A 3,320-nucleotide genomic window follows, 5' to 3' on the forward strand; every position below is an offset into this window, starting at 1 on the left:
ATAGCTTCTTGTACTTGTTGCGCGCGACTTTTTACCCGGCCAAGCTTTTCTGGTCGGAACCCCCTAAGCCGAGTTTTCAAGGTGCTGCGCCGTCCACTTGGTTTTCGAGACTGGCCTTTCAATTCTAACGTAAAGCCAACCTAGAACGGCGGGGTTTCAGACCCAAAATTTCCGATGAACTCCCTTATATCTCTCGAAGTCAAGCCAATATTGCTAATCCTTGTTAAAATCACGATTTTTTCGCTGATGTTAGCCATCGGGATCGCTCTCTCTTTCGAGAAAATGCTCTCCCTCTGGCGCAAACCCGCTTTACTCTTCCGTGCGCTTCTAGCCGTTGTCGTCCTAGTGCCTTTGCTGGTTTTCCTGCTGTTAAAACTATTTAACTTACCCCCAGAAGTGATGGCTGGATTGGCATTTTTGGCAGCTTCCCCTGGTGCGCCTCTAACTACCAAGCGATCGCAAATGGCGGGAGTCAGATTCCGTTACTCAGCCAGTCTCCAACTCACCCTGGCTTTACTTGCGGTTGTGATTACGCCCCTTACCTTGGCTATTTTTACCACCCTCTTTGAGAGGCTTTCAGAGAATGTAACCGTTTTAGAGGTAGCCCAGCAAGTCGCCATGGTGCAGTTCTTGCCTGTCAGTATCGGGCTTCTGATGCAAAAGTTCGCCGCTAAATTGGCCGAAAAGATCGCCAAACCCTTAACTTTTATGGCTAATGGTTTGTTTTTGCTCTTAGCTATCTTAGTCGGTCTTTTGGGATTTCCTGTATTGTTGAAAGTTTGGGGATTGCCACTGGTTGCAATTCTGATTATGGTAATCGCCTCTCTAGGGATAGGACACGCTCTAGGCGGTCCCGATGATGATCAGCGATCGATTCTCGCGATTTCCTCTATTGCTCGCAATGTCGGTTTAGCCTTTTTTATCGCTATTTTGAATGACGTACAGCAGCAGGTGATTCCTACGCTGCTGGCTTATTTAATTTTGGGAGCCGTTCTGGGCGTTCTTTACTCAATCGGTCGTAAGCGCAAATTGGAGAAACTTTGATATCCTCGCCGCTGTGTCAACTCTTAGGTTTTGTTTAAGTGCCGTCAGGGACGACAGAGTGGCCACTTTGTCAACTGGTCGAGGGAAAAAAATGAGATCACATCTTTCCCTAAGTAATTAAGTTGTGTATAATGGCAGAAGAATAGCAAGGCTATATGCGGCATCAAACTGTGTAGTCAACCTATAAGGTGTGAGGAAAAAACCATCATGTTAAAAATGTTCTGGAAATCATTGCTGGTTAGCCCAGCAATTTTGGGGGCTACCCTAGTAGCTTCCGCTAATGCTAGTAGCTTCGATCCCGTCAAATCTACCAGTGTTTCTACCGAATTTAACAATCTAGAAATCGCTCAAGTTCAGGACAACAGTGCAGGAACTGGCGAATTACTCAATCAGATCGAGCGCTACGGTAACGAAGGTCAAGTTGCACCCGTACAGGGCAACACCATCGATCAAGTCACCAGCGTTAACCAACTGCGCGATGTTTCTCCCACCGCTTGGGCCTATGAGGCCCTGAGAAGTTTAGTTGAACGCTATGGTTGTATTGTTGGTTATCCCGATCGCACCTTCCGCGGCGACCGAGCTTTAACCCGTTGGGAATTTGCGGCTGGTTTAAACGCTTGCTTAAACGTGATGGAACGTTTAATTCAAGATGGTGTCAACGTCCTCAAGGAAGACTTAGATGCCCTCAAGCGCTTGATGGATGAGTTCCAGGCCGAATTAGCGGCGTTGGGAGCTAGAGTTGATAACTTAGAAAGCCGGGTGTCTTTCCTCGAAAATAACCAATTCTCCACCACCACCAAATTAGCTGGGGAAGTTATTTTCGCTGTCACCGATACGGTCGGTGCCGGTAGCCCTGCCTCCCAGGCCGCCATGCAATACCGCGCTCGTTTGCTGTTAAACACGAGCTTCACCGGTCAGGACGTATTAAAAACCCGTTTATCGGCCGGCAGCGCCACTCCCTTCGGATTTGATTACAAATCGACCACCACACTACAAAATGGTGATCCCGCTTCCGTCAGATTCGATAATCTGCAAAGCCCTTCCCTTTATCAAACTTGGACCGCCGCCGGTAACGGTAGCGATGTGGTTCTCGACTGGTTGGCCTACTATACCCCCATTGACTTAGGTTATTTTGGTCGCTTCAATACCTACGTCGCCGCTTGGGGTGGTATTTGGAATGACTTCGTTCCCACCACTAACCCCTTCTTTGAAGACTTCGACGGTGGTAATGGTGCGCTATCCACCTTCGCATCCGAAAACCCCATCTATCGTATCGGTGGTGGTTCTGGGGCCGGTGTTAGCCTACAGTTAGGCTTTCTTCAAAGCATTGTCGGTCCGACCTCCCTATCCTTGGGTTATTTAGCCGGTGGTGGTGGCTCCAGTTCTGCGGCCAATCCTAACCCGGGTAATGGTCTCTTTAACGGAGATTACGCCGCTTTAGCACAGATTAACGCTAACCTCTTTAACTTCTTGAACGTTGGCTTCACCTACGTTAACGCCTACCAAGGTGCCGATACCGCCATCTTCGGTAACGGTGGTTCCTTCGGTGTAACGGGGACTTCCGCCGCTAACCTTTCCCAAACTCAGTTAAACACCCTGCTCAACGTCAACGGCAACGATCCTGATAGCGTCACCCTACAGGATGAAGTCGGTTTCTTCAACTTCGGAGCCAAAGTATCCAATAGCTACGGTTTAACCGGTGCAGTGAATCTTGGTTTCGCCAGCTTGAGTGCCTTCGGTTCCTACTCCACCGTGCGCTTACTCGGTCTCGGTGATGCGGAAGTGTGGACCTACGGTGCTGGTATTGCCTTCCCCGACTTAGGTAAAGAAGGAAATATCTTAGGTCTGTTTGCTGGTGCGCAGCCCTACATCGGTCACTTAAGCTTCCGAGACATGGGGCTAAAAGTATCTAACATCGTTCCCTACCACGTTGAATTGTTCTACAAGTACCAAGTCACCGACAATATTTCTATCACCCCCGGTGTCATCTGGATTTCTGCACCTGAACAGTTCAAAGGCACTGGTAACGAGTGGATTGGCACCCTGCGCGGAACCTTTACCTTCTAGGATTTCCTAAATTAAACCCGAAACCCCACCGATGGTGGGGTTTTGTTTTAGGCAAATAAACGCTGATATTCTATCTGGATACAAGCATCCTTGACATCCTCACCGCCGTAAACGGACGGTGATTCCCAAACCTCACGATTTAGGTTTCTGCTTCTTTCCCGAAGGATTTTTCGCACCTGCCTTAACAGATTTACTCTGTTCTGGTCTTA

2 protein-coding genes are annotated in these 3,320 nt (G+C 48.6%); both read left to right on the top strand.

Translation table 11 applies throughout. The features are described from left to right. Positions 1-174 precede the first annotated feature (174 nt). Positions 175-1,044: a bile acid:sodium symporter family protein gene (locus tag EWV66_RS04400; protein ID WP_002771577.1), complete on the top strand. Its 870-nt coding sequence runs from the start codon at positions 175-177 to the stop codon at positions 1,042-1,044. A 207-nt stretch (positions 1,045-1,251) separates the two neighbouring features. Continuing rightward, positions 1,252-3,111 (top strand): iron uptake porin, encoded by a 1,860-nt coding sequence (locus tag EWV66_RS04405; protein ID WP_052275863.1) that lies wholly within the window; start codon positions 1,252-1,254, stop codon positions 3,109-3,111. The last annotated feature ends 209 nt before the right edge of the window (positions 3,112-3,320 follow it).

Origin of the sequence: Microcystis sp. M_OC_Ca_00000000_C217Col (assembly GCF_007095585.1) — a bacterium.
Classification (GTDB): domain Bacteria; phylum Cyanobacteriota; class Cyanobacteriia; order Cyanobacteriales; family Microcystaceae; genus Microcystis; species Microcystis panniformis.

What these genes read in the sequence shown, in the direction of transcription:
- EWV66_RS04400 (WP_002771577.1), top strand. Translation starts at nt 175, where the DNA reads ATGAACTCCCTTATATCTCTCGAAGTCAAGCCAATATTGCTAATCCTT.
- EWV66_RS04405 (WP_052275863.1), top strand. Translation starts at nt 1,252, where the DNA reads ATGTTAAAAATGTTCTGGAAATCATTGCTGGTTAGCCCAGCAATTTTG.